Here is a 25,121-nt window from a genome sequence, read left to right as displayed (position 1 = left end):
GCGCGTTTATTCTGACACAAGGCATTGCGCCGTCGCGCCGCAGCGAGTTTGCCGGACACATTGGCGCCGTTGGATTGAGACGTTACGCTTCTCGGGCTGGCCGGCTGCGCGTGATTCGGGGTGCTGGTGGTGGTACCCGTGCCTGTGGTGGCTGCGCGAACTACTCCGGCCTGCCTCACCGTAGGGCGCTTCCCCTGTCAGGAGGAAGCGCGCCGTGTTGCAGCCTGACAGCTGTACGACCGCGAGGCCAATGCTCAGTGCGGTAAGCGTTGCGCGCAATTACGCTTCCTTCGGGAAGATGCGACGCAGGAGCGCCACTGCGCCGATCCCGATCAGCGCGAGCAAGGCGAGGCGCAGCGCGATCGACAGGAAAGTCACGGTGACGGACAGCGCGCCGAGTTGGGCGAAGGTCAGGCTCAGGCCTCCAAGCAGCAGGACGATCCAGAACATACGGCAACTCCTTTTTTGCGTTACGGTGAGGTCATGTTGAATCGCCGAAGCGACAGGTCGTGTCGTTTATCCCAGAGCTTGGAGACTTTTCTTGAGTACGCGTGATCACGAACGCTTTGCGTATCGGTTGTCCGAGATGCTGTTGCTGCTGAACCAGGGCGAGAGCCTTGAGCCGAAGGCATTGGCGGAGCGCTTCGGCGTTGATGTGCGGACGATTCAACGGGACTTGAATGTGCGTCTCGGCGTCTTGCAGCTTGAGAAAGTCGAAGGGCGATATCGACTTGACCCTCGATACCTCGGAAGGCTGGGTGCCCGCGAAATCCGCGAGTTTGTGGCACTGGCTGGGCTGTCCGGCCTGTTTCCCGAGGAGGCGGGTTCAATCCTGCGTGAGTTGTTCGATCTGCGCCTGCACGAAGCGCTGCTCGTCAAAGGGCATCACTACGAGGATCTGAGCGGGAAGGACGGGGAATTCAGGGCGCTGGAACGAGCAATTGTTGATCGGGCCATTCTCGCGATTGATTACCAGAGGGCCGATGACCGAAAGCGGTACTCTGCGCTCAAGCCTTACCGGCTGATGAACCAAAAGGGCATCTGGTATCTGGCGGCCGTTGATGGCGACACGCTAAAGACTTTTGCCTTTACCCGTATCCTGGCGATCGAGCGGCAGGGCGGGACGTTCGATGCGGAGCCTTCAATCATTGAGCGGCTAAAGCGGGAGGATGGGATCTGGTTCACTGAAAAGCCCATCGAATGCCTGATCGCGGTTTCGCCTGAGGTGGCACCCTTCTTTCGGCGACGAAAGCTGATCGCAAATCAAGAGATCGCGTCCGAATTGCCGGGTGGTGGTCTGAGGATTCGTGCGGTTGTCGGGCACGAAAATCAGGTGCTTCCGATCGTGCGCTACTGGATTCCCCATCTGCGAATCGAGCAACCAACAAGCCTGTGGGTCAGATTCCTGCGGGAGCTTCAAGACTTCGCCGCTTCCGAGGCGCCGCAATAGAAGCGACCCAAAATTCCGATCCGACCAGCCTGCTGTATGAGGCGAGAGGCTGAACTCTTGCTCTGCGATTCATAGTCCATCATGGGCTCCGCATTCTCCGATTCAACGCTGGGTGAGTGTGCCGAACTGTCGTTTCTCGGCCAATGTTGCGGCGATCCGCTGATTTCCATCGTGTGCCAATCCATCGAGCAGCAGCGGACACCCTACTGATCGCCCACGGCTAAGACGGCTGCGATCTTTGCGCAGAGCTTCCCAACCCTGTACGGCTGGGTTTGCCTTGCCGCGAGTCGATCACCATGTAACGGGGTGGATTGGCTCTAGGGGGGCGCAACGCAACGAAGAGCTAATGACCTTGCGTTAAGTCAGTGCGACGCCGTTCGCAAGCTCATCCAGTGAGCCTCGCGCCGTCGAGAATCTCCCCTATCGACTCACGGGTAAAGGCTCGTTCACGCCTGGACGAGTCGGCCCGTTGCTTCTAGGGAGAAGACCATGAAGAAGTCCCTGCAGCTAGGGCTAGCGCTTGTCGCTACCGTTTTGTCTGCGTGCGGAGGAGGGGGAGGTGCAAGTTCCCCCGGTACAGCGACACCCCCGCCGATACCCACACCCACGCCTTCGAGTTACACCGTATCCGGTACCGTGGTGGTCCCCTCGGGCCTCATCACCGAGGGTGACACCAACGATACGCAGTCGCCGCTGCGTGCCAACGACACCCCCGCAACCGCAGAGCCGATTCCCAACCCAGGCATCGTCGTCGGTTTTGGTTCCGCGCTGCCCACCGGTGTTGTCGGTGATCGGTTCGAGAAGACGGCCGACGAATGGGACTCGTTCAAGGTGTCGCTGGCAGCCGGGCAGATCGTGGCGTTGGAGGTGTCCAAGTGGGACGCCGTGCAACCCGGGCGCAATGACCTCGATCTGTTTCTGTTCGACAGCAACCTGAAACTCGTAGCCAGCTCCGAAGGTGTTGAGCAGTACGAGGGCTTCTACGTGCCGGCCGATGGCAATTACTTCGTCGTCGTGCGGACCATGCACGGAGCCAGCACCTATCAGTTGTTTGTCGCCAGCGCCGATCAGGTGTCGGCGCAAGCGGCAGCGATGGGCCTTAACCGTTTCGGTGATTTCGTGCCCGGAGAGGCGGTGGTGACAGTTCAGCCTGTCGCACAGGCGAAGGTGGTTGGGATGACATTGGATCGTGTCGCAGCAAACGATCGACCGATCTCAGGCGCGACGGTCGTGGCGGGTCAGGCTAATCGTGCCATGCGGGTGCAGTTTGCGCGGGCGGCGGCCAAAGCGGTGGGCGCGGAGTCGGCCGAGCGTGAGCCCTGGAGCGGCCACGTAATGAGCTCTGAGGAGTCGGTGCGAGCCGAGACGATTCGGCAGATCAAGGCGCTGCGAGCGTCCAGCGATGTGCGCTCGGCCAGCCCGAACTATCGGGTCAGCGCAAATGCCGTCCCAAACGATCCGCTCTACAAGCTGCAGTGGCACTACCCACTGATCAACCTGCCAGAAGCCTGGAACATCACCGACGGATCCCGAGGCGGTGCGCCGGTCGTCGTCGCGGTGGTCGACTCTGGGGTAGTGGTGACGCATCCGGATCTAGCAGGACAACTCGTAGCCGGTTTTGATTTCGTGAGCGACACGCGCGCGTCGCGCGATGGAGACGGCATCGACGCCGACGCTTCCGATCCAGGTGACTTGGCGCACGGCGGCAGGACATCCAGCTTCCATGGCACGCATGTCGCCGGAACGATCGTGGCGAAGACGAACAATGCGCTGGGTGTCGCGGGCGTAGCTGGTGGCGCCCGCGTCATGCCCGTGCGCGTATTGGGCGCCGGAGGGCAGGGCACCACCTATGACATCCTGCAAGGTTTTCGATTCGCCGCTGGTCTGGCAAACGATTCAGGTCGGGTACCGGCACAGCGCGCCGATATCGTAAACATGAGCCTTGGCGGCCCCGGGGCCGTCCAAGCGTTCCAGGATGCGATTACCGACGCCCGAGCCCAGGGCGTGATCGTGGTTGCCGCAGCCGGCAACGAACACTCAGACCGTCCGTCTTTCCCAGCGTCCTACAGCGGCGTGATCTCGGTGAGCGCCGTCGTGCCCGATCGTAGCTTGGCTGAATACTCGAACTTTGGTCCTCGCATCACGGTCGCCGCGCCCGGCGGGAGCCAGTACCTCGATGAAAACGCAGACGGTCGTCCGGATCAGGTGATCAGCACCGTGGGCGTGGATACCGGTGGTGCCCCAGGGTGGACCTATGAGGCGATGCCAGGAACCTCAATGGCGAGCCCACATGTCGCGGGGGTCATTGCATTGATGCGAGCAGTCAATCCGGGTTTAACGCCTGCGCAGATCGATCAACTATTGGCGACGGGCGCGATGACCGATGATATCGGGCCGAGTGGTCGGGATGATCAGTTTGGCTTCGGGTTGATCAACGCATACAAATCGGTGCTCGCGGCACAGAATCTGGTCGTGGCGACGCCCGCCGCGCCAGTGCTGTCGAGCTCCGAGAAGCTGCTCTCCTTTGGCGCCGCGCGGGTGCAGATGAGTTTCGAACTGCGCAATATTGGTGGCGGCGCGCTCTCAGTGACCTCAGTCACCAGCAACGTCCCTTGGGTTTCGGTTGCGCCTAGTTCAGTGGATGCGAACCGGCTTGGGCTGTACTCCGTAACGATCGATCGCGCGAAGCTGCCGGTCGGCGCACATCGCGCGGTGATCACGGTGACCGGGGCAACGGATGTCATTTCTGTACCGGTCAGCGTCGTTGTGTCGGCGGGCGCCTTCCCAGGTAATGCCGGCTTGATGACGGTGATGCTGGTCGATCCGCTGACCCAGAAGCGGCTGTACGGCACGGCGATGCTCTCGACGAACGGAAGCTATGCCTTCTCGATGTCAGGTATTGCGCCAGGCGCCTATGTGCTGCTTGCCGGCAATGATCCGAATGCGAGTGGTTACATCTGCGAACTCGGCGAGTTGTGCGGGGTCTGGCCGCTCAAGGCGAGTCCGCAACTCATCTCCGTGTCGAGCAACCTTACCGGGTTGAATTTTGCCGTGCTGCCGGATGACACCTCAATCTCCAAAATCTGGAGTGCCGCGGTGCAATCCACCAGCCCCTTCGAGCGAGTGATTCAAGCCGCCAGGGCGTCAATGCACTGACTGGCACAGGCTTTCGATTCCCGCGAACCTCATCTCAAATGCACTGCACCGGCCAGTGCGCCCCCGGGGCCGGGGCGCACTGGCGAAGGTCAGGCGCCCAACCTTATCCGGAGCAATCTGATACGGGGCAGGTGCCCAAACGACACGGTTGATATGCCTTTGTGCGCCGCGTACCGTGCTGGACAACCGCTGTAACGACCGCCTTCTAAGAACTTCGCAGACCCGTTTCACTGCTCGTCCCCCCGCAACGAGGGCGCGCGCGCAATCCATTCTCGCGACTTCACGACCTCCATGGCTTAACGGACAATTTCGTTCTCCATCGTTTTCTTGCCTAGCAGCCGCTGTAGTTCCCGTATTTGCTTGAGCACGTCGCCAAGCTCCGAGGCTGGAACGATTTCTTCTCCGGAGCTGTCCGCCGAGAGGCTGCCGCTCTGGTGCAGCTTTCGCCAATGGAACAGCTGGTTCGGATTGGCGCCGTGCTGGCGATGCCACCATCGAGACCGTCTTACCCGCCTCGAAACTCTCTCGCACCATGGCCAGTTTATCTTCCACTGACCATCTCCGCGGGCGCTCCGGCCCGCTCAACACTTCCATCACATCCCGCTTGGGCTCAGTCAAAACACGGTCATATGCCTACCCGATCGATGAGTGCGTGACTGTGTCCGGTGATTCAGGGGGCTGTTTCAGAAGATTCACCGCGCACCCTAATTCCCAGCATCCGGGCGGCGTGTGCCGGGTGGAAGCCACGCAGTGCAAGCTCCCGGATCAGCGCGATCCATTGATTGCGGTGTGCGGGGCGCCAGTGGGATACCGCATCGAATAGTGCGTCGAGGGTGGCTGCATCGAAGTCACGGACGCCCGCGACGCTGATGCTTTCGGCGAAATCGGGCGGAGGTCCGTTGCCTTCATCGAATTCTTCAATCCACTCGCTGTCGTCGACGTAGTCCTCGATTACGGGCGGCGATTCGGGTGCTTCCGGGATTTCAAGCAGTTCGGCGAGAACGCTCTCAGGGATCAGTGCGAGCGCTTCGTGCCGCGGTACTACAGCATCGCTTGTGAGCTTTGCGGCCTGCTCGGCAGAGAGCGTGAGTCGTTCAGTGAGATCACGCCCCAGACCCGTCGACGCGGCGTTGATCGTGGGGGGCAGTGAGGTGGAGCGCGGTCGGCACACACGCACCACTCCCGTTACCTGAAAGCGATTGTGGAGCAGGGCGAATACCTCGCCCGCACGCTCCGGGCCATCCACCTGCAGCCAGGCAATATGGCCTTCTTCCCTCGTTGCCTCCAGACCGAGAACGCGCGTAAGCGGCGCCAGATCGTCCAGCACCCACCATTGATGCATGACCTCGCGAGCGAGGGCGCCGTAGCGCCAGCCAAGCGCGTCGCACAGCGCAAGTTGTTTCGACAGGGCGAGCACGTAACCGGTATTGCCAAACCAGCGCACTAGGTTTGGGCGATGGATTCCAGCACGCCGTGCCGCTTCCGCCCGCTGGAGGCCTGTCAGCGAAACAAGGTCTTGAGCAAGGGCGCGAAGGTCGAGCGGGTCAGGGGAGGTATGCATGACGTTTAGCGGACGTGTTGACGGGTCGATTGTACTTCACTACTATGCGGCTCATAGCGACTCTTTACGGCTCTGGGCGGCTCTATCCGAATCTGGCGGCTCATCCCGATTCGATGCGACTCCGGCCGGTCCTTTTTCAGAGTGGGTTTGTGAATTCCCTGTCGCTGCTATCCGGGCGTCGAATTAGCGGACGTTTGGATTCCTGGCGCGCTGACGTGGAATGCATGTCAAGGCGCTGCGATGGCGCAAAACGGAGGTGATGGATGGAAACGACACTCGGGTTACTTCAGCGCGACATTGAGGAGTTGCGGCTTCGGTATCCGTTCTTGCCTGCGGCACAAGCACCGAACGGCGAGGGCGCTAGCGACGCATTGCTGTCCGCCCTCGAAGGCCCCTCGGTGCCGGTCTTCGACCCGGCCGACCTGGCGCTGGCGACGCCAAAGACTGCGAGTTACGACGACAAGAACGCCAATCGCCGCAAGCAAATCGCTGCGCAGCTCAAGGCACGCGGCGCGCAACGGCTGTTGGGCGCTGTTGCGGACGACGCGCTGGTGCAGCGGCTCGAACACGTCAAGACCACGCACCCGTGCTTCGTGGCCGTGATCGACGACCTCATCGTCGAGGTCGGCCTTGCGCGCCGTGGGCTTGGGGCGCTCAGCGGCTTGCCGATCCTGCTCGATGGTCCGCCTGGCGTCGGCAAGACGGATTTCTGTCTGACTCTGGCGGATGCGCTCGGTGTGCCGATGCGGGTCTTGAGCATGTCGGCCGCGCAAGCCGGTGCGCAGATTGTGGGAAGCGACGAGTACTGGGCGAACACCAAGCCGGGCGGTGTGTTTGAGGCGATCACCGAAGGTCGCTGGGCCAACCCGATCTTCGTCCTCGACGAACTGGACAAGGTTCACGGTTCAAACAGCGGCGGCGATCCGGTGGGGGCGCTCTATCAACTGTTGGAGCGACGCACCGCTTGCTGCTTTCGCGACCTCTCGGTGCCCTGGCTGCCGGTCGATGCGCGGCATGTGCTCTGGATTGCGACCTCGAACGACTTGTCGCGTATCGAAGGTGCACTACGTAGCCGTTTTCGCGTCTTTCAGATCACCCCGCCGAGCGAGGCGGAGCAGCATGCGCTGCTTCAGCGCCTCTATCGCATGGAACTGGCCGACTGCCATGCCGAGGATGTGCTGGCGCCTGAGCTGGCGCTGGCGCACCTGACGCAGCTCGGCGCTGCCTCGGCGCGCGAGGCGCGCATCGCAATGCGCCGCGCAATCGGCTGGGCGCTGCACCGGAAGGAGCGGGTCATCACCCTTGAACTGGGCGCAAGTGCGTCCGCCAAACCGCAGAGGATGGGATTCTTATGAACAGCGGCGTCTCAGCAAGACTATTGAATGGCGATGACCAGTACAACCACGTCCTTGGATTTGTCCTGCCGAACGATTACGACGTGTGCGGTGCGCTGGGAAGTTTGCACAAAGCCCTCATGCCGCCATTCCGCCTTTTGCGTGCGCAATTCACAACCGAACTGAAGCTCTTGCTGCGCGCACTGGAGAAGTTGCAGGCGGATGTGCGCGAGCACTACCTTGAGGAGCTGGCTGAGCTTGTTGCCAAACGGGTGCTGGACGAGCCGGACGAGGGCGAGCTGGAAACCTTCTTGCGCAAACGCCCGGGGTTCTGGCGCGTGACGGTGCGTCATTGGAATGAGTGCCTGTATCGGGTCGGCGCGAAGGTCGCGACCCGGCTGGCCGAGCAGGTGAGTGCAGCCCCGCCGGCGGCAGCTGAGCGTCTGGCAGCTATCCATGCATCCATCGCCGACCTGCATCTGGACGACCTGTTTTCACCCGAAGTCCTGACGGCGCTCGAAGAAGCGGGTGAGGCGGTTGAGGTGCTGGATGTGTTGGCGCTGCGTCAGCAGCTGCGCACGATCTGCGAGAACCCGGACACGAAGGACCGTGATCTTGACTTCTAGTGCTACGCGTTCCGGCGGTGTCCAGGCGCCTGCGTCCACGCGGGTGTTTCTCGACTGCGAGTTCACCCGTTTCGAGCAGCGTCAGTTGATCAGCCTGGCCCTGGTGTCGGAGGCCGGCCCTCGCTGCTATGTGGAGCTGACCGACTTCAAGCCGAGCAGTTGCAGTGACTTTGTGCGCGAGGTGGTCTTGCCGCTCTTGCGCCTGCTCCCGACCACGGCCGAAGGCCCGGCACCGTTGGTGGCCTCAGCGGTGCGCGATTGGCTCGATGCGCAGGGGGCGCTGACGCTGGTGTTCGACTACACCGGCGATCTGGAATTGCTGGATGGCTTGTTGGGTGGACGACATCCTTCGATTGAAGCCACGATCGACATCGGCCCACTCACGTCGCACCCGGCTTTTGCCGAGGCGCAAGAGCGGATCTGGCGCAGTCGCGCTCAGATGCGGCACCACGCGCTGATCGACGCGCTGGCCTTGGCCGAGGCCTGGAAGGCGCTGGGCCAAGCCTTGGGGCAGGGGGCGCCATGATCCTGCTTTGTGGCGATCCGCATGGACGCTTCGACCACATCGTGCAGGCGATCGGTCAGCATCGACCGGTGGCGGTGATCCTGCTTGGCGATATTGAGGCACCGCAGCCGCTCGAACGTTGCCTGGCGCCGATTCTGCAAGAGACGGCGGTGTGGTGGATTCCGGGTAACCACGATACGGATTCGGACGCCTCCCACGACCACTTGTGGGGCAGTGCGCTCGCCGAGCGCAATCTGCACGGGCGTGCTGTGGACGTCGCAGGGCATCGCGTGGCGGGGCTGGGTGGTGTGTTCCGGGGCCGCATCTGGGGCGCGCCGGGCGCCCCCGAACACGCCTCACCCGAGGACTACCTGCGCCGCTGCGGGGCGGGTAATCGCTGGCGCGGCGGGCTGCCGCGCACGCATCGCTCGACGATCTTCCCGTCCGACGTGCAGGCCCTGGGCAAAGCGCGTGCGGATCTGCTGGTGACGCACGAAGCGCCCAGCACCCACCCGCATGGTTTTGCAGCGTTGGATGCGCTCGCGATTCGCCTTGGCGTTCGCCATGTGTTCCACGGTCACCATCATGCGGACTACCGCGCGCGGATCGGCGACATCGAAGTGGTCGGCGTGGGCTTGCGCGGCATCGTGACCGACAAGGGCGAGCGACTTCGCGCCGGCGAATGCACGGCAAGGAACCGTTCATGACCCAACGCGGCTGGTACATCAAACACATGATGTCGTGCGCAAGCGATCTGGAAGTGAGCGTGGGCATCGACTTTCCCGGCAAGTGCGTGACCCTGACGATGGCGCACTTCGATTCCGCCCTGGTGGAACGCTTGGTTACCGTGCTCTTGCCACGCGACGGCATTGAGGTCTGGCGCGACGACAATTCGGGCTGGCACCCATTGCCGGCGACCTGGGACGTCGTGTGTGAGCTCGCAGGCGTGCGCTATCGGCTCGACGTTGTGAAGCTGTTCCAGATCAGTCCAACCGCGCCCCCAAGCTACACGCTGGTGCTGCGCCCCCCGCGCAGGCCGGCATGAATCGATTGGCTGTGTATCTGCTCACCATGTTTCAGGAGACCCCATGAGTCCCGAACTCGACGCGCGGCTTTGCGCCCGCTACCCCAAGATCTTCGCCGACCGGCATCGCTCGGTGCAGGAATCCTGCATGGGCCGGGGCATGGATTGCGACGACGGCTGGTTCAACCTGATCGATGTGCTGTGCGGTGCGCTGCAGTACGAATCCGATCACAACCAGGCCCCTCAGGTGCTTGCAGCGCAGGTGAAGGAAAAGTTCGGCACCCTGCGCTTCTATGTGCGCGGCGCGAACGACCAGCAGCGCGGCATGATCCGCATGGCAGAAGCCATGTCCGCGCGCCTCTGCGAGGTGTGTGGCAGGCCCGGTGGTGTTTTCGCAAGCGAGACCGGCTATGTGAGTACGCGCTGCGCAGCGCATGTTGAGCCGGACAGTGTGGCACGCAGCGAATTCTTGCGCCGCATGGCGGCGCAAATTCACGCATCGGGTGACACCCCATGACAATGCGGATCCAGATTCTCTCTGACCTGCACCTCGAGTTCGCGCCATGGACACCGCCGCAGGCGGACGCCGACGTACTGGTCCTTGCCGGCGACATCCACGTTGGCACCCAGGCGGCCGACTGGATCACCCTTCACCGCAATCGCTTGCCGCGCCAGATCGTGTATGTCGCCGGCAACCACGAGTTTTACCGCGGCGAGTGGGCGCAGGTGATGCGGCGACTGCGCGCCCTGCGCCTGACCGGGCTGCATTTTCTGGAAAACAGCTCGGCCGTGATTGAAGGCGTGCGATTCCTGGGGGCGACGTTGTGGACCGACGGCGCGTTACATGGCGATCCCGAGGGCGCACTGGCTTGTGGCGGGTACATGAACGACTACCGCGCCATCCGCGGTGAAGACGGCGTCCTGCTCTCGCCGTGGGACACCATGCGCTGGCACGCACGCTCACGCGATTGGCTTGATCGCAACCTGGACATGCCGTACGAGGGCCCGACGGTGGTGGTTACCCACCATGCACCGTCGCTGCAATCGATTGCGCCCCAGTACCTCGACGACCCGGTGAGCGCATTCTTCGCCAGCCGACTCGACGCGATGCTCGACGGCCGCGCGGCGCTCTGGGTGCATGGACACACGCACGCCAGCTCCGACTACCGCGTCGGCGAAACGCGCGTGATCGCCAATCCGGCGGGCTACCCCTTGACCAACGGGGGGCGTGAAAACCCGGCCTTCAACCCTGCGCTGGTCGTGGAGGTCGCGTGATGGCTGTTCTCGATTCCGATGGCGTCTTGCATCCGGTGAACACACTGGAAAAGTGCTCTCGGACCCATCTGCTCGACCCGGTGTTGGAAGCCTTTCCCGACACAGAGGTCGTGCTCTCAACGAACTGGCGCGAGGTCTTTCCGTTCGACTTGCTGCTTGAAACGCTCACACCGGGCGTGGCCGCACGGGTCGTTGGGACAACTCCCGTATTCCCGCGCGCCGCGTTGCGCGATATCCACGACCGCATGGGGCCGTTGTGTGAGTACGAGTGCCGGAGCTGGCTTGCCGAGCACCGAAGTGCCGGCGCGCCATGGGTCGCCCTTGATGACGAACGGAGTGCCTTCAGCGAAATGGCGCCGGTGGTGTGGTGCGATCCGACGGTTGGGCTGACGGCGGGGCAGATCGACGGTCTGGTCCTGGCGTTGCGTCGCCGAGACCATTGATGATTTTTCAGGAGAACGTGTTGGCTGACGAAAATGACCCACCTTTCCTGCGCGAGGCGGACCGCGCGCGTGAAATGGCCAATGACATATTCAAGGGGCGCAATCCCCTCAGCAAGAAGACCGAGGCTCGATACCGCGCTTTGTGGGACCTGATCTGCAAACGTGGCGGGATTGACGCTGTGTTGAGCGGTGGGCGTTCGCGCGGCTATTACTACCAGCTTCGTGCGGCTTTGCTGTTTCACCATGTCGAACCGATCGCGACGGCACTCGCGATATTGGAGCAGAAGCTTCGCGGCGTGTCGCCGGAGGACATCGAAATTGCTGCACGTGAAGTTATAGAGGCGGTTGAGGTCCTGCAAAGGCTCGACCCGGATTTCGCGCGGGAGCGTTACAAGGAGAAGTCGGGAAGCTTGTGGAAGGAAGAACGTGCGAAGACCTGTGGAAAGCCCCTGTCGCGCCGCAGCAAGAAGACAAGCATCCGGGGCCTGACCTAGGATCACCCCGTATTCGTTGCGCAACTGGTTCTCTAGCCATTTGAACCATCTGCATGGCTTCAGCGATAGTGTTGCCAAGTGGGACGAAAACCGCGTCAGGCAGTGCCAGAGCGTCTTGCGCGAAACCCTCAATGAGCTGCGTTAACAGGGTGGGAATGCGTCGGATGGGCGGCGGAGGTCTGAAGTGCAGCGGCAGAGCTGTCTGCCGAACTTACCAATCGAAAGGACGCTGATGACCACTAAGTTGTCGCTTTACACAGCCAGCCTGTTATGGAACGTCTGCTATGGCGTATTCGATTCAGCGGAAAGATCGATGCGGATTAGCTCAAGCACTTCAGTGGGGAGGGAAACTGCTGGCGCGGCTGAGATGTTCGTTGCTTCGTCTTCGTCAGCTCGAGTTGGGTCTGTATTGTCCGGATCGTCAAGGCGCTCATCAACGTCGGTCGAAAATTCGGGTTGTCCCAAAAGGACCTCGAACTTCTGTGCACGTGAATGGAGAGTCTTGAAGCGAAACTCGTCGTAGTCGAACGCTAGAAATGGCACGCCGATGTCCAGACGATGCTGTTGCGGGTCAACCCGATACATGCGTTCACCCAGAGAACCGACGCGATCGATGCGGCCGATTCGCTGCTCAAAGCGCGCTGGGTTCCATGGGAGGTCGTGATGGATGATCTCGTCGCAGTTCAGGTGGAGGTCGATACCTTCCGAACCAATCGCAGTGCAAACCAGAATGTCGGGTAACAGGGGCGAATTGAATGCCGCGCATCGGCTGATCCGGGTCTCCGGTTTAACGTTGCCGTGGAGTTCTGTCACGATTTCCTCATCCCGCAGGTAGACGCCCTTCCACAAGCTCTGGCGACGCGAACTGTGTTGTTGCGGCCGGCGAATGCTGCCCTGGGCGTCGCAAAGCACGTCTAGGAAGCCCTGAAGCCGATGCCAGGGTGAGCGCAAGGGATATTCGGTCGAATGAGCAATGACCTCGACGGCTGCCACCCCAAGTCGCTCTGCTCTTGCGCTACCGATGCTGGCCAGTGTGTCGAGCCGGAGGAGGACCTTGCGTAATCCCTGACCGACATCCAGCAAGAGGTGCGCGAACGCAGACAGATCGGCCGATCCCGCGTTGCTCTGAAACTGCGCGCACTCATCCTCAAGCAGTTTCCATAAGCGGGCATGCATCGCCACCGAGTCGTCGACCGAGTGCCAGATTGTCGCGCCGTTGGTGATTTCTCCCAGTGCGTCCGCCATGGGATCGGCATCGGGGCCGTCGTCCGGGTCGTCATCGAAGGACTTCAGTTCCGGATTGGACTCCAGCCGCAGATAGACTCGGAGGGCCGTTTCGGATTCTAGGATGCCTCGGAACATGTCCGTGCACAGGCTTTGCGGCGAGTTAGCAGCGAGCAACAACAAGTCGAGGATCTTGTCGCGCTGCCGACTGTTCAGGCGACCAAGTCTCTCCTCAAGGCGCTCTAAGGCTGCTGAAATCTCTTCCTGATTCGCAATGAGTTTCTCGGATCTTCTATGGGCGGCTTGCCACGAGCGGCTCCAGTAGAGCTCCACTGCGAGGTGGTCCCTGAGGATGTCGCGGCGCATGCGTTTGGTGCCATCGATGCCGATCGACTGGAAGTCTTCCGCGGCAATTCGGTTGCGCAAGGTTTGGACGATTTCGTCTTGCGTCGCCAAGCGTTCGCAGAAGATGAGCGTTTTACTGCCAGCCCGGTAATTGGCCAGCGCCCGATCGACCGTTGCCGAGACCTTGGGGTGTGTCGTCCGGCGCAACGCTGACTCAAAGAACTTGAGGTAGCGTTTGGTCGCAACGGAAACGTCGGCACCCGAAGCTAAGACTTCATTGCTCTTCCGAAACGCGCTAAAGCTCGATGCAAACCCGCTCAAGAGGTGCGCTTTTGCCTCTTTACCACTTTGCAGCGAATCCTGTCGGACACGCTGTTCGACCCGCATGCCCAAGTAGCTCAGCAGGGCGGCCGACGTATCCCCTAGGCCGGCTGTCGTGTAGAGGGCGCTGCGCGGTTGCGCGTAGTTTGGGGAACCGCTTCGCACGTAGTCGCTCCCGGCATGGACATGGCGCTTGTCGCGCGACTTCGTGTGCCGGATGACGACTTTGGACAGGTCTTCCCGCAGATACCGAATCGAGTGGTGGTAGCCGACCAATGCAGAAACAAAGGCAGCAAACTCCTCGGAGCAGGAATTGTCCGCAGCGAAGGCAGACAGGGCGGCGACGCGGCTCGCGCCATCGTGGTTCGGGTGGGCGTTGACGAAGGACTGGAGCATGCCGACGTCCGCATGGTCGAGCCGGCCCCAGGCGCCCTGGAAGCGGGCGCTGGCGGCGAGGCAGCGTGATGCGGGTCCGTCCGGCGCAATTAGTTGGCGAACGGCCTCGAGCGACTGGTCATGCTCTGCGGCGACGAATTCGAAGATCCGTCCCAACTCATCCTGGTGTAGCTGAAACGGCGTTGCCGACATCATCAGCTTGTTGGGGATTGCCTCGCGGAACACCTGCGCGAAGTCATGCGCACAGTTGCCGCCGTTCTTCCAGTTATGGACTTCATCGATGACGCTCAGGACGAAATTCGCATCCCGAAGCTTGGTTTTGACGATGCGATCAGAGAGCTCCTTGATGCATCGCCCGGGATGCTCGCCCATCAGTTCCGCGATGACTTGCTCGGCCCCGACATCGGCAATGGTTGCGTCGGCCACTGCCTCGAACCCCCAAAGGTTGGTGGAGGAGAGCTTGCCGAGCCAGTCCCCAAGGCCCTCCAATTGTTTCTTTTTGCTCGCTGGCGCGTCCGGCAATTGACAGACGAGGTTGGATTTGTTGACCGCTCGAATTACGTCCTGTCGCGTCTGCTCGCGTCGGCGCTTGAGCGCGCGCGACACGATGTATGAAGCGAATAGTTTTGATTGCGGGTTATTCGACTTGGCCCGGCGCAACTTCGACATGGCGACCACGTAGACGTTGGGCTCCATGGCATCCTGCTGCGCGCCGAAGCCGCGAAACAGTTGCTTCAGGAGGTCATACGACTGGTCCGTGACAAGATCCCCGGCCATCTGGTCGAAGCGTTCTGGTTCCAGCGACTTCTGCTCGTCCAGATAGTTGTTCAGCGCCAGCTGCGACAGGTGCGAACTGAGCGCCAGCACGTCCGGATGGAGGTCGTCGAGCCCATCGCAGATGGCCCATCTTTGGCGATGTTTGCCGCGCTTGCGGCGCGCGTCAAACCACTTCAGCACGAGGTACGCGAAACTCTTCAGCATCGTTTCGGATATTCGGGGGACGTCCACGTTCTCGTAGTCGTGCAGGTTCTGCACCAGGTCCCAGTAGCCACCTACTACAAGTGGGCGCAACCGTTTGCACCCCTTGTGCTGCAGATAGTCGCGATTGAAAGTGCGGATTTCCTGTTCCCACTTCGCACTCAGCAGATCGTTGGGAACGACCAACAGCGCCTTGCGGTTGTTGCGACTCGTTTCGAACAAGTGGGTGGCGATTGCAGCCAGCGCGGTATAGGTCTTACCCATGCCGACCTCATCGGCCAGCAGCACGCAAGCGATTCCTCTCTTATGGCGCTCGCGGATGACCGTGGCGGTGTAACGTTGCCGATTCCAGTCTTCCTGGACGCGCGGGTCGGGTGCCTGTTCGTTGAGAAGTTGTTTCATGGTGCGGACCGCAATTGACCCACGACGAACGCGTGGTAATCGGCGGCAAGGGTTTCGGATCCCTTGGCCGCGTCGAGTGCTGATCTGATCCCTGCTACGAGTTCGGTGAATTCAGTGCGTTCGGATACCGGGGTCTGTATTGCCAAGGATTTAACGAAGAGGCCCAGTTCACCCAGTTTGAAAAGGCGATCCGCCAGCTGCTGGACGGGTTCGCGCTGCAACAAGGTCGCCAGGCCCGACAGGGGGTCGATGACCTGGCTACGAATGGCACGCTGGCGGGCTGATGGGTCATCGACCTTGGTGGATTCGGCCAGGCGTCGTTCGAAGCTTCCCTCGATACTGGAGAACAAGGAGAGGTAGCGCTGCATGGCGATCACACAATTCGCCTCGCGATCGACGTCGAGCATCGCGGCCGGTGGGGCAGCACCGTTTCGGCCGTCCAGCCACTGCGTGGATTCCGGGTCCTCTCCTTCGTCGGCACCGTCGGGATTCAGGTAGAAGGCCAGCCAGTCCCAACTGGACGAGTGCATCAAGGCTTGTCGGTCGGCGATGATTTCACCGGCGTACTGGAACGGGAACCAGAAGCTTCGATCGGCCATTTGCCGATTCCGGAATTCGAGCGTGCGGCCGCCGAGCAGCGTGTTGCGGAACTGGCCGATGGGAATGTCCTGGGACACGCCATCAGCAAATGTGAGATGCAAGTCCGCCCAGTGGATGTCGTATTCCACGATCCGCTCCAGCTGCGTGCCGTGCACTATGAACCGGAAGCAGTCGGAGCTCGAGGACGGAGCGAGCACCACGTAATCGATGAATCCCGGGAACAGCGAGTCCTCGACGATCTCCTCAGGATTCGGCTTGGGAGGGGCCTCGGGCGGTAGATCAGGAAGCTCGTCGAAGTGATTGCCCGGCGTGACCGACAAGGCGCGCAAGACGACCTCGCGCAAAGTGGGAGCATTGTCGATCCGCTCGATGAAGCCCAGTTCGCGGTTGTCACCGAGCCAGGCCTTGCGCGAGAAATTCGCGCTGCCGATGTAGGCAATGCCGGCGCCATCCGCCGTCGCTAGGAGCAAGACCTTGGCGTGCAGCGAGCGATCGAGCACCAAGTCCTTGATAGAGTTGCCGCCCTGCCGTTCGATCCGTGCGCGTTCATCAGCGGAAATCGATTCCGGAATCAGGCGAAGGGCCGATTGGTCCGGTGCGAAATGCTTGCCGAAGTGGGCCCGGGAGAGATTCGCCTGATTGGCCGCGTCGGTGACGATTTCCAGGCGGGAGAGCGTCGGGAAGCGGCTGCTGATCTGCTCGGCGAGGCAATGAGGGGCGGGGTTTTCATCGAAAAAGGGGGAGACGGCAAAGAGGCTCGTCGGTGCTTGGTCCGGGAACCAGGCATTCCACCGGACAGCCAGCAAGTCGAGGCCGGAACGTTCGCCGTAGCCAGAAGCGAGCAAATGGCTGGGTACGTTGGGACGGAGCGGCGGAATCCCCCAGACGGCAGTTCTCGCATCCAAGGTTGCCAGCGCAGCGGCCAGCGCCGATTGCGATGACGCTTGCGCCTCGGTCAGGTAGTGCTGTCGAAGGAAATCGATCCACTCGACCAGGATGTGCGTGTCCGCCGACTCGGCGGACTGCCAGGTCCATTCCTGCAGGACTTCGCGATTCCGGAAGATTCCAGTGAAGGTCAGGTTGAAACTGCCGACGACCAGTCGGATCGCCCCACGGGTGACGATGCAGTAAGCCTTGCTGTGGTGGCAGGAAAACCCTGCCGTCTTGCAGGGATGTAGTTCCAGGAATTGCGGCAGGCGACTGAATGGTTTGGTCTTGCGTGCGTCGTAGAAGACCACGGGCCTGATCGTCGAGAGCAGCTTCAGCCCGGAACGGGCCAGGTCCTTTTGCTCTTCCAGAGCGCGGTGTTGCACAAGGTTCAGGAGTTGTTGCTCATCGAATTCAAAGGTGAGGACGATGATGTGCTCAATCGGATCGTCTTCCGCGAGCGCAACGGCTGCCGAGAAGATGTCGGAGAAGTTCAGGAATTCGCCGGAGGGCATCGGACGCGGATTCGCCATCAGTGGATTCCCGCGTACTGCTGCCACAGGTGGGCGCGTTCAAAATGCCAGTTGCGGTGGTAGCGCCATTGCGTGGCTGACACCAGCGTTTCGGGCGCATCGGCGACCGATTTGAAGAACTGCATGAATTTCTGGCCATCGACGCGATCCTGGACGGCGATCGCATCCCCCGTAATGAAGGGGGAGGTTCCCTTGCCTCGCTGGTGCGCCGAGTGGTGGGCAAGGACCGTCGCCACCATCGTCGGATAGTCCGTGGCGTTCTCTAGCGTGCCTGGCAGTGCCCAAAACTCGCGCGGTCCCTGCACGCGGCGGAATGCGCGCGCTGCCTCACGGACATCTTTTGTGACCTGCGATGGCAGGCTGTTGGCGGACAGGCCGATCTTTTTGATGTAGTCCAGGCGTCTGACGTACTCACATTCGAAAACAAACTGGACGAGACCTGATAGCCGTTCGAAGCGGTCGCAAAGCTCGATCCGCCGACAGAGCTCCGGGTGGGCCTTGTAATGCCCGAGCAGGCCCGGGAAGAAGCCGGGGTAAGTGTCGCCATCGCGGCCAAGGGCAAGGATGTCCTCGTGAACCGCGTTCTCCCACAGCGGCGCAATCACGGGTTCGCGGCGACAAAGATCGCGGATCAGGGTTTGCCAGGCCTTCCGTTCCGCGGGCTCGGGTTCCGCCGCCAGGCGAAAACCCCGCGCCCAATCGTCGAGTTTTTTCTCGGCAAACAAGTCGGCGCCCGCCATCCATCGGTTCGCTAGGTCAGCGAAATCAAATCCATTCCGGTGCTGCCAGGCTTCGGCGAGCGCTGAGCCGTTGGCGGACAGCCCGGCACCGTTCGGCTGAAGAATTCGCCACGTCGTGCTCGGGCTGCCGTAATGGCCCAGTGCACCGTAGTTGAGGCGGGCATACAAAGCCGGACGCTTCTTCGCGTCGTCGAGGCATAAGGATTCCTGGCCGGTGAGGGGCTCGTACTTAGTCACATTGATGACCGGGTCGCCACCATGAACGCTTAGGACCCCCCAGAGAATCTCAAGGTCGCGCACCCGACGCGGGAAATTCTTTTGGCCAAGCTTCAGCGAATTCTCCAGGAAGCTGACCGCAAACGCCAAAAAGCCTTGGTAGGCGGGATGGTTCGACAGGACGGTGAAAGGGCGAAAGAGTCCGGAAGAGACTTCACCACTGGGTTTTAGGTAACCCAGCGGGTCAACGGAGTTGCCAGCGGTCTCGGTAATGACGAAATCGGTGAATTTCATGGCGTCAGTGTGGACTTTGCCAAGCTTTGTCTCCCTCTGCGCACATGGGATACGGCATCCCCAAATCCACGCAACCACCACTCCAGCATCGCGCTGTCGACCACCATGGCCGTGATTTCCAATTTCTCGCCCTCAAGTTCAACAACTTGCTGGTCGCTGCTTAACGGCGATTCCAGCAGATGCAAGCCGGCATTGCGTTCAATGCGGAAGGTCAGCCGAACTTTCTCACCTTCACCGAAGCCAAACCGCCCGTCGTCGTCGTACTTTTTGAGGTCAAACTCCTTGGGTCTATCGAAGATCAGCGTCGACATCTCGGCCGACAATATGCGGTGCAGCGCCAGGTTTCTCTCGTTGTCGTAGCCACGGTAGCGGCAAACAAGATAGAGACGGGGCCCTTGCTGAACGAGACCCAGTGGCATGACTTCCACCCTGTTCCGCTTTCCTCCTGAATTCCGGTAATCGAGATGGAGCCAGCGGTTGCTGTACAGCGCTTCACTGACAACGTCGAAGACACCGGAAACGATCTTGGGCGGCAGCAACGGCTGGCTGGTGGCGACGACGCGTATCTTGCCGGGCCACTGCTTCTCGAGGCGGGCCGTGCTCTCCGGGCCGAGATTTCGCCGTGCCTGCGTGAAGAAACCTGCCATGGATTTCATCAGGTGAGGCGGCAGCAGGTTCTTCAGGTGTTCCTCAGCCAGTTGCAGCAGCAGTGACTCCTGCGGCGTGAGGTTGGGCACAGCCAGCGCCTTTGCCTGTTCTAGCCAGCGGTAGCCATAGGGCTTGCTGCGTTCGTCGCGCTCGATCTCGAAATGCTCGCTGAGCATTTCCAGTTGTCGCTGGATGGTGCGCAGATCGCGGTCGATGCCGGCATCCTTCAACTGGCTATGCAACTCTCCGGCAGTGACCTTGCGGCCACGCGGAATGCGACGCAACAGTTCGACCGCCAGCAAGACGGTTTCAAGTGTGTCGGAGCGTTTGGCCATGAGAGTTCACCGCTTTGCCAGTAAAGGCCGACCACAGCCGCACCATGGCGTAGGTATCGAGGGCGCAGTAGTTCAGCAACTGGCGTTCGATTTCGGCCTTGCGGGTGGCGCTGGCCTGGGGGGACAAGGCTTCGAGAAAGGACGCCATCGCCATGCCGCCATCCCGCACACCATCGAGGTCGCCATAGTTCAGATCCGGGCAGAGCGCGGGCAGCACGGCCTTGATGCTCCAACTGCCCTGCTGGCTGGGGTGATAGTAATGCTCACGGGCGACGGGCAAGAGGTCGACGACGCGCTCGTTCAAGGCGAGCAGCGCTTTGGCGAGGCGCGGAAAGCGTTCGGTGAGTTCGCGGACACGGGCGGTTTCGAAGCCGGCGTTGTAGACGAAGATGGGGCCGCGCTCGCCACAGGCGGCAAGAAGTGCTTCGGCAAAAGCCTTGGACGGGTCTTTCCCGGAAAGGTCGAGAAAGGCCTGTTGTTCGAGCTTGCCGGTACGCGACAGGCGATGCACGCTGAACTGGAAGGGAATCTGCTGGTAGGGGCGCGTGCCTTTCCAGATCGGCACAGCGAACTGGATGGTCTCGAAATCCATAAAGTAGGCCGGCAACTTGTGGCTGGCCAGCACCTTTTCCGCCGCCTGCTGATCGAAATAGGTTCGCCCGGAAAGCGTGACTTCCTTGACGCGGCGCTGCTGCTCGTTGAGCAGTGCGTCTGGGATATCGCGGAGTTCGATGACCCCGTTGCTCTTGATGTGCGCCGCCAGCTTTTTGCCAATCCGCGGCAGCCAGCTGACCGGCTGCTCGGCCTGTGGTTCCAGGCCCCGGCAATACGCCAGAAAGCCACATTCGTAAGGATCTGTACACTGACTGCCCGTGTTGATCGCCGGCGCTTTCTTCTTCGCCATGATTTGATGCGCTTCAGCAATCCAGCCACGCACTTCGTCACTGCGGCCAAAGGCTTCGTCGGTCAGATCGTTTTCCAGCAAGAGTCCGTCGTAATCGTCAGCACCGGGGTACACCCAAGCACTGTCGATATGCGCCAACGCAATGGCGCTCAGAGCTACACCGCAGGAGCGAGCAAGATAGGCCTGCACGGCGGCATCATCCCGGTGGTAATCCTTGACCGAGGTGGAGGACTTCACTTCGACCATCCGCCAAGTGCGCTTGCCACCTTGCTTAACTGGCAGCATCACGTCTGCAAAAGCCAGCGCGCCATGGGCACGGAAACCGGCCTCAAAAACAGCCTGGTTCGATTTCAGCAAGTCTTGCGTTCGGGCAAAAGCGGCCTCAAACCCCTCAGCTTGCGGATCGATCACTACACCTTTGCCTTTCGGGTCATAGAGCCGTTGGGCGATATCGCCGACCTGGTGTCCAACCGCAAAGATTGCCTGCGTGGCGAAAGAGTCTTCGCGCAATTCTGGGCGATGGATTTCCAGCCATAGGCGCTTTGGGCATTGGCGGAATGCCATGAGTTTTGATTTTGAAAGCGCCCGCACGGCGGCCTCCCTTTTATTTGCGGGCAATTTTCTCACGGGGTGGCCATTACAGAAAACCGATGGAACGCTTGGCTCCATCCTTCACCACGCATTCCGCTTCGAGGGCCGATACCAGCGCATACGCGGATTCGAGGGGGCGAAAACGATGCTGACGGAGCGCGGCCGCAAAGTCGCCCGGCGTAAGCCGCCCAAGACGCATCAGTCGGGACAGTAGGTCTGGCTGCGGCGACGGAAGACCCAACTGAACGCAGTGCCGGCGCAGCAGTTCCCACGCCTGTTCGGACCGCAGAAAATCGAATTTCACCTTCATATCGAAACGACGCAGCGCGGCCTGGTCCAGCCCGTCCATCAAATTGGTCGAAGCGATGAACACGCCAGAGAATGATTCCATCTGGGTCAGCATTTCATTGACCAGACTCACTTCCCAGCCACGCTGTGCCCCCCGGCGATCTTGCAGGAAACTATCCACTTCGTCGATCAGCAACAGCGCGCCATCCTGTGTCGCCTGGCGAAATGCCCGGGCAATGTTCTGCTCGTTCTCACCGACGTAGGGCGACATCAGGTCGGAGGCGCGCTTGACCAGGAGGGGCACATCCAGTTGCTGCGCCAGCCAGTGCCCGTAAGCCGTCTTGCCAGTTCCCGGCGGCCCGTACAGACAGAGCCTGCCGGAGCGCGCCTTGCCAAGACCATTTGCCACCCCATTCAAATCGGCATCGGCGTGAATGAAGATCGGGTCATAAACCTCAGGCAGCCGACAGGGATCGTGCCGCACAAGGGGCCGGTGCCCCTGCGCCTCTAGGGTGTTGGAGATCAAGCGCTCAAAAACAACCGCTGCCCCTGTCTGTCGGAGGTCGTCACGAATCGAGCGCACCACCGAGGTCGCCTTGGCCACGACCGCCGGGGCCAGGTTTTCCGCATCGGCAATCCGCGAGAGGGTGCCGGCATCGAGCAGATCGCCGCAGTTGTCGCGCAGGATGCGCTCACGCTGCTGCTTCGGCGGTACCGGCAGCTCGAACACCATGTCGAAGCGGCGGATGAAGGCTGGATCAAGCCCTCGAATTGAATTGGAGAGCCACAGCGTCGGCACCGCGTTTTCTTCGAGTATGCGGTTGATCCACGCCTTGCGGACCTGAGCCGTACTCTTGCGGCCAAAGAAACTATCACCATCATTGAAGACGTCCTCGACTTCATCGAACGCGATGAGCGCCAGGCGTTGTGCGAAGAAGCTTTGTGCGGCACGGAAGGCGCGCAGACGGGACTCGCCGTTGACCGGGTCGCCATCGGCATCTTCGCTGGCGACTTCAAACAATTCGCAACCTAGTTCGTCGGCCAGCGCGCGTGCCAGCTGGCTTTTCCCGGTGCCGGGCGCGCCATGCAGGAAGATGTTGACGCCGCGTCGGCCGGTAGTGGTGGCATGGCGCAGATAGGGCAGCAGGATTTCAAGCGAAGGGCTGATATGCCCGTAATCCTGCACACGCAACTGCCCGGCCCCGGCGGCAGAGACCGTGCCGCGCAGCAGGCTGATCGGGTCGGCTTCAGAGGTGACCATCAGATCGGCAAAGCCATCGGAGAGCAGGTCCAATTTGCCGCGCAGTGTGCTGGTGCCACTGCGATCAATCGAAACCAAGCCTGAGCGCGCGAGGATTCCCTGTGCGCTCAAGGAGGCCCGGATCTTCGGTTCGGGCAGGTCGAGAATGACCGACAAAACGTGAAAGACCTTGAGCGACGAAAGTTGCCCCAGCCAGTCGGCGGTGTCATCCAGAAGGCGTTCGTTCTGGATCGACACGGCGAACTCCAGAATCCGGCAGTCGGTAGGGCTCAATCCCACCAGTTCTGACAGACGACGGACGTTGCTGCACAGGAAGGCGGGCTGTGGCGCTTTGGCCCATTGCTTTTCTGCCTTCTGATGCAATTGCCGCAGTTCTCCCTGGACGGCTTTCAGATCAAAGTCATTGGGAAACGGATCGATCCAGTGGGCCAAACCAAGGATCTCGGCTAGCGCGTCGTTCCTGAAGCCGTTGGAGCGCACAAACTCGGGATGCACGCCCAGCGCGATCAGAATGCGCAGCAGCCAGAGACGGATAACGGGGTCGGTATCGACCGCATTGCCCTGATAACGAGTACGACGCCTTGCCATGATGATTCTCCTTTTGATGGGAACCATTATCCGAGCAGCTACGACATGATGTGTCGTATCATGTCCCGGCATGCAGGCCATGCATGGCGCCAAGGTCGCCATTCCTTCGTTGGAGAAATGCTCGTCGACGTTGGCCTCGAAGCGGGTCAATCGCCCCTCATGGCTAGCCCTGCAGCGGCTTCTTGCGTCCGTTCGTTATTGGACTGCAATGCCATTCCGACCAGCCACTCGCCCGGCCACGAAACGAAGGGTTCGGTGACCCATAGTTGGCCGGCAGCGTAAATTCGTCTTCGGTGATCGATGGCCCGGAGATGCTGCGGAGCCTCGATTGCTGTGACAGGCTTGAACTTCCGCTCAGGGTTGAGCGCCGTCGGGCGCGCCCCCCCGGTTTGGCGGTTGTCGTTCAGCATGAACCGAACGCTAGGATGCGGCCTCGGAGAAGGGGGCTTTGTGGAGTTGAACGAAAGCGGGCTTCAAGAGTGTTGCCGAATCCGGTCATCTGTCTTAGGTCAGTGGGAGAGGCTTTGTTCGCGTAGGCAAGGGTAAGGAATGGCAGTCATGTCATCCCATGGTCGAGTTAACGCGATAGCGAGTCACGAGCAAGTATCGATGCCGTTCCTATCCTTCAGTGGAGGAGTTGGCGACTGTTGCTATTGCATCTTCTTTCATCGATTGGGATGAAGTGGGGGTATAAATGGGGGTTCTTGCAGAGATGTTGAAAGAAAGGACTCTGAATTAATTGGGTAAAACGCCGATTAATCTGATAACAGGACATGATGAACATGCAGGTCTAGTATCATTGCTACGCTTATCGTTTGGTAACGAACCTCCTCCAAACACAAAAAATCTAAGCGGCTTTTGTCTCTTCGCGCCCCAATGTGTTCTTCGTGTAACGTTTGACGTGAGGTGCGGTCGGAGCCGCAGGCGGAGGGAACCCAAAGCGCAGCTTTGGGCCGTCCCTCTCGACGGACTATAAAGGGGACTTCCCACAGTCGCTGGTGGCATAAGCCACGCCGGCATCGAAGTGCCAAGATTGAGTTTCTGACAGTCAATCTGAAGCGCGAAAGGGGAAGTCCAAATGAATGCTACGACGATCGGTATCGACCTCGCAAAGAACACGTTCTCGGCGTGTATCGGCGACGCACACGGTCACTTCGGCAAATCCCAGACCTTCACACGCACCACGCTGCTCAGCTGGCTCAAGCGCCTGCCCGCCGGCACCGTGATCGCCATGGAAGCCTGTGGCACCGCTCACTTCTGGGGACGCACGATGCAGGCGATGGGGCTCACGCCGCGCCTGATTGCCGCCGAGTTCGTCAAACCCTTCCGCAAGAGCCTGCGTATCAAGAACGACACGCGCGATGCCGAAGCGATCCTCACGGCGCTGCATGCGCCAGGGATGCGCTTTGTCACGGTCAAAACCGAAGCGCAACAGCAGCGCCTGCTTCACCACCGCCTGCGCGAAGGCTGGAAGCAGGAACGCACCGCTTTGATCTGCCGCATCCGTGGTCTGCTCGCCGAACTGGGTATCCTGATCGATCCGGGTGCTGGCAAAGCGCGGCGCAAGCTCGCCGAGTTGGCGGGTGACCCGGCGTATCCAGCGGATCTGCGTGCGTCACTGCAATCGGTGCTCGATCATCTGCGTGCGCTCGATGCGCGCAT

General features: G+C 61.0%; 20 protein-coding genes and 1 pseudogene. 12 read left to right on the top strand and 9 right to left on the bottom strand.

Going from position 1 to position 25,121, the window contains the following annotated elements; translation table 11 throughout:
* Positions 1 to 279: 279 nt before the first annotated feature.
* Positions 280 to 450 carry a hypothetical protein gene (locus OPU71_RS16810; protein WP_267729208.1) on the bottom strand — a complete coding sequence of 57 codons (171 nt, stop codon included), beginning with the start codon at positions 448 to 450 and terminating at the stop codon, positions 280 to 282.
* Between the two features lie 91 nt (positions 451 to 541).
* On the opposite strand from OPU71_RS16810, the gene OPU71_RS16805 reads away from it, so the two are divergent.
* Together OPU71_RS16805 and OPU71_RS16800 are read left to right on the top strand one after the other, a co-directional pair.
* Positions 542 to 1,450, top strand: coding sequence for a helix-turn-helix transcriptional regulator (locus OPU71_RS16805; protein WP_267729207.1), 909 nt, complete (start codon positions 542 to 544; stop codon positions 1,448 to 1,450).
* 636 nt (positions 1,451 to 2,086) lie between these two features.
* The gene (locus OPU71_RS16800) at positions 2,087 to 4,606 is read left to right on the top strand and encodes a S8 family serine peptidase (protein ID WP_267729206.1); all 2,520 of its coding nucleotides are present in this window, start codon (positions 2,087 to 2,089) and stop codon (positions 4,604 to 4,606) included.
* A 207-nt stretch (positions 4,607 to 4,813) separates the two neighbouring features.
* Here the strand turns inward: OPU71_RS16800 and OPU71_RS16795 are convergent.
* Positions 4,814 to 5,200: pseudogene (locus OPU71_RS16795) on the bottom strand (transposase); the annotation flags it as partial.
* 76 nt (positions 5,201 to 5,276) lie between these two features.
* Positions 5,277 to 6,167 carry a hypothetical protein gene (locus OPU71_RS16790; RefSeq protein WP_267729205.1) on the bottom strand — a complete coding sequence of 297 codons (891 nt, stop codon included), beginning with the start codon at positions 6,165 to 6,167 and terminating at the stop codon, positions 5,277 to 5,279.
* A gap of 263 nt (positions 6,168 to 6,430) precedes the next feature.
* Here OPU71_RS16790 and OPU71_RS16785 point away from each other — a divergent pair, with 263 nt between their 5' ends.
* From OPU71_RS16785 to OPU71_RS16745, 9 genes are read left to right on the top strand one after another with little or no spacing between them, the layout of a single operon-like run.
* Positions 6,431 to 7,522, top strand: coding sequence for an AAA family ATPase (locus tag OPU71_RS16785; RefSeq protein WP_267729204.1), 1,092 nt, complete (start codon positions 6,431 to 6,433; stop codon positions 7,520 to 7,522).
* Positions 7,519 to 8,127 (top strand): hypothetical protein, encoded by a 609-nt coding sequence (locus OPU71_RS16780; protein ID WP_267729202.1) that lies wholly within the window; start codon positions 7,519 to 7,521, stop codon positions 8,125 to 8,127. Before OPU71_RS16785 ends, OPU71_RS16780 begins: the two co-directional genes overlap by 4 nt.
* Positions 8,117 to 8,653 carry a hypothetical protein gene (locus tag OPU71_RS16775; RefSeq protein WP_267729201.1) on the top strand — a complete coding sequence of 179 codons (537 nt, stop codon included), beginning with the start codon at positions 8,117 to 8,119 and terminating at the stop codon, positions 8,651 to 8,653. The genes OPU71_RS16780 and OPU71_RS16775 overlap by 11 nt, the downstream gene beginning before the upstream one ends.
* Positions 8,650 to 9,339 (top strand): metallophosphoesterase family protein, encoded by a 690-nt coding sequence (locus OPU71_RS16770; protein WP_267729199.1) that lies wholly within the window; start codon positions 8,650 to 8,652, stop codon positions 9,337 to 9,339. The genes OPU71_RS16775 and OPU71_RS16770 overlap by 4 nt, the downstream gene beginning before the upstream one ends.
* Positions 9,336 to 9,677 carry a hypothetical protein gene (locus OPU71_RS16765; protein ID WP_267729198.1) on the top strand — a complete coding sequence of 114 codons (342 nt, stop codon included), beginning with the start codon at positions 9,336 to 9,338 and terminating at the stop codon, positions 9,675 to 9,677. Before OPU71_RS16770 ends, OPU71_RS16765 begins: the two co-directional genes overlap by 4 nt.
* Before the next feature lie 43 nt (positions 9,678 to 9,720).
* Complete coding sequence (locus OPU71_RS16760) at positions 9,721 to 10,173, top strand: hypothetical protein (protein ID WP_267729197.1); 453 nt, start codon at positions 9,721 to 9,723, stop codon at positions 10,171 to 10,173.
* Positions 10,170 to 10,931, top strand: a complete 762-nt coding sequence (locus tag OPU71_RS16755) for a metallophosphoesterase (protein ID WP_267729196.1) — start codon at positions 10,170 to 10,172, stop codon at positions 10,929 to 10,931. The genes OPU71_RS16760 and OPU71_RS16755 overlap by 4 nt, the downstream gene beginning before the upstream one ends.
* Entirely contained in the window at positions 10,931 to 11,374 is a 444-nt protein-coding gene (locus OPU71_RS16750; protein ID WP_267729195.1) for an HAD domain-containing protein, read from the top strand. Before OPU71_RS16755 ends, OPU71_RS16750 begins: the two co-directional genes overlap by 1 nt.
* A complete protein-coding gene (locus tag OPU71_RS16745; protein WP_267729193.1) occupies positions 11,374 to 11,868 on the top strand; it encodes a hypothetical protein in 495 nt (164 codons plus the stop codon). The genes OPU71_RS16750 and OPU71_RS16745 overlap by 1 nt, the downstream gene beginning before the upstream one ends.
* A 282-nt stretch (positions 11,869 to 12,150) precedes the next feature.
* On the opposite strand, the gene OPU71_RS16740 is transcribed toward OPU71_RS16745, so the two are convergent.
* From OPU71_RS16740 to OPU71_RS16715, 6 genes are read right to left on the bottom strand one after another with little or no spacing between them, the layout of a single operon-like run.
* Complete coding sequence (locus tag OPU71_RS16740) at positions 12,151 to 15,534, bottom strand: DEAD/DEAH box helicase (protein ID WP_267729192.1); 3,384 nt, start codon at positions 15,532 to 15,534, stop codon at positions 12,151 to 12,153.
* A complete protein-coding gene (locus tag OPU71_RS16735; protein WP_267729190.1) occupies positions 15,531 to 17,594 on the bottom strand; it encodes a hypothetical protein in 2,064 nt (687 codons plus the stop codon). Before OPU71_RS16735 ends, OPU71_RS16740 begins: the two co-directional genes overlap by 4 nt.
* A complete protein-coding gene (locus OPU71_RS16730; protein WP_267729188.1) occupies positions 17,594 to 18,844 on the bottom strand; it encodes a hypothetical protein in 1,251 nt (416 codons plus the stop codon). Before OPU71_RS16730 ends, OPU71_RS16735 begins: the two co-directional genes overlap by 1 nt.
* Positions 18,841 to 19,827 carry a helix-turn-helix transcriptional regulator gene (locus tag OPU71_RS16725; RefSeq protein WP_267729187.1) on the bottom strand — a complete coding sequence of 329 codons (987 nt, stop codon included), beginning with the start codon at positions 19,825 to 19,827 and terminating at the stop codon, positions 18,841 to 18,843. The genes OPU71_RS16730 and OPU71_RS16725 overlap by 4 nt, the downstream gene beginning before the upstream one ends.
* Positions 19,802 to 21,400, bottom strand: coding sequence for a DUF2779 domain-containing protein (locus tag OPU71_RS16720; RefSeq protein WP_267729186.1), 1,599 nt, complete (start codon positions 21,398 to 21,400; stop codon positions 19,802 to 19,804). The genes OPU71_RS16725 and OPU71_RS16720 overlap by 26 nt, the downstream gene beginning before the upstream one ends.
* Entirely contained in the window at positions 21,369 to 23,609 is a 2,241-nt protein-coding gene (locus OPU71_RS16715) for an AAA family ATPase (RefSeq protein WP_267729184.1), read from the bottom strand. The genes OPU71_RS16720 and OPU71_RS16715 overlap by 32 nt, the downstream gene beginning before the upstream one ends.
* A gap of 928 nt (positions 23,610 to 24,537) precedes the next feature.
* Between OPU71_RS16715 and OPU71_RS16710 the strand changes: the two genes are divergently transcribed.
* Positions 24,538 to 25,121: IS110 family transposase (locus tag OPU71_RS16710; RefSeq protein ID WP_267729183.1), on the top strand; the 584-nt coding region annotated here is incomplete at its 3' end.

Source organism: Niveibacterium sp. 24ML (assembly GCF_026586805.1).
GTDB lineage: Bacteria > Pseudomonadota > Gammaproteobacteria > Burkholderiales > Rhodocyclaceae > Niveibacterium.
Note: the sequence above shows the minus strand (reverse complement) of the source record. Positions and strands in the feature narration are given on the sequence as shown.

Excerpts from the sequence above, each read along its gene's own strand:
- OPU71_RS16810 (WP_267729208.1), bottom strand. The coding sequence starts at position 450 with ATGTTCTGGATCGTCCTGCTGCTTGGAGGCCTGAGCCTGACCTTCGCC.
- OPU71_RS16730 (WP_267729188.1), bottom strand. The coding sequence starts at position 18,844 with ATGAAATTCACCGATTTCGTCATTACCGAGACCGCTGGCAACTCCGTT.
- OPU71_RS16720 (WP_267729186.1), bottom strand. The coding sequence starts at position 21,400 with ATGGAGCCAAGCGTTCCATCGGTTTTCTGTAATGGCCACCCCGTGAGA.
- OPU71_RS16750 (WP_267729195.1), top strand. The coding sequence starts at position 10,931 with ATGGCTGTTCTCGATTCCGATGGCGTCTTGCATCCGGTGAACACACTG.
- OPU71_RS16745 (WP_267729193.1), top strand. The coding sequence starts at position 11,374 with ATGATTTTTCAGGAGAACGTGTTGGCTGACGAAAATGACCCACCTTTC.
- OPU71_RS16765 (WP_267729198.1), top strand. The coding sequence starts at position 9,336 with ATGACCCAACGCGGCTGGTACATCAAACACATGATGTCGTGCGCAAGC.
- OPU71_RS16785 (WP_267729204.1), top strand. The coding sequence starts at position 6,431 with ATGGAAACGACACTCGGGTTACTTCAGCGCGACATTGAGGAGTTGCGG.
- OPU71_RS16770 (WP_267729199.1), top strand. The coding sequence starts at position 8,650 with ATGATCCTGCTTTGTGGCGATCCGCATGGACGCTTCGACCACATCGTG.
- OPU71_RS16725 (WP_267729187.1), bottom strand. The coding sequence starts at position 19,827 with ATGGCCAAACGCTCCGACACACTTGAAACCGTCTTGCTGGCGGTCGAA.
- OPU71_RS16735 (WP_267729190.1), bottom strand. The coding sequence starts at position 17,594 with ATGGCGAATCCGCGTCCGATGCCCTCCGGCGAATTCCTGAACTTCTCC.
- OPU71_RS16740 (WP_267729192.1), bottom strand. The coding sequence starts at position 15,534 with ATGAAACAACTTCTCAACGAACAGGCACCCGACCCGCGCGTCCAGGAA.
- OPU71_RS16755 (WP_267729196.1), top strand. The coding sequence starts at position 10,170 with ATGACAATGCGGATCCAGATTCTCTCTGACCTGCACCTCGAGTTCGCG.
- OPU71_RS16780 (WP_267729202.1), top strand. The coding sequence starts at position 7,519 with ATGAACAGCGGCGTCTCAGCAAGACTATTGAATGGCGATGACCAGTAC.
- OPU71_RS16760 (WP_267729197.1), top strand. The coding sequence starts at position 9,721 with ATGAGTCCCGAACTCGACGCGCGGCTTTGCGCCCGCTACCCCAAGATC.
- OPU71_RS16790 (WP_267729205.1), bottom strand. The coding sequence starts at position 6,167 with ATGCATACCTCCCCTGACCCGCTCGACCTTCGCGCCCTTGCTCAAGAC.